Below are 435 nucleotides of genomic sequence, written 5' to 3' on the forward strand. Positions count from 1 at the left end.
CGTGACCGCTCTCAATGGCACCCTCTCGGGGGGCTTGGCAGATCAGATCGTCGATGGCCCCGGTGGCTATTCCGGCGTCGACGGCGACGAGAAATGGGCTGCCGAGATCCGTCGTCTGGTGGACCTGCGCGGTGCGACGCTGCTGGCGCACAACTACCAGCTGCCGGCCATCCAGGACGTCGCCGATCACGTCGGCGATTCTCTGGCGCTCTCGCGGATCGCCGCAGAGGCCCCCGAGGACACCATCGTGTTCTGCGGCGTGCACTTCATGGCCGAGACGGCCAAGATCCTCAGCCCGGACAAGACGGTGCTGATCCCGGATCAGCGGGCCGGCTGCTCGCTGGCCGATTCGATCACCGCCGACGAACTGCAGGCCTGGAAGGACGAGCACCCCGGCGCGGTCGTCGTGTCCTACGTCAACACCACCGCTGCGGT

General features: G+C 67.4%; 1 protein-coding gene. It reads left to right on the forward strand.

The window, feature by feature from the left end:
• Window positions 1–34 precede the first annotated feature (34 nt).
• On the forward strand, window positions 35–435 hold a 401-nt coding region (nadA, locus tag RNC47_RS36995; protein WP_311605255.1), incomplete at its 3' end, for a quinolinate synthase NadA.

This window comes from Streptomyces millisiae, assembly GCF_031845425.1.
Classification (GTDB): Bacteria; Actinomycetota; Actinomycetes; order Streptomycetales; family Streptomycetaceae; genus Streptomyces; species Streptomyces millisiae.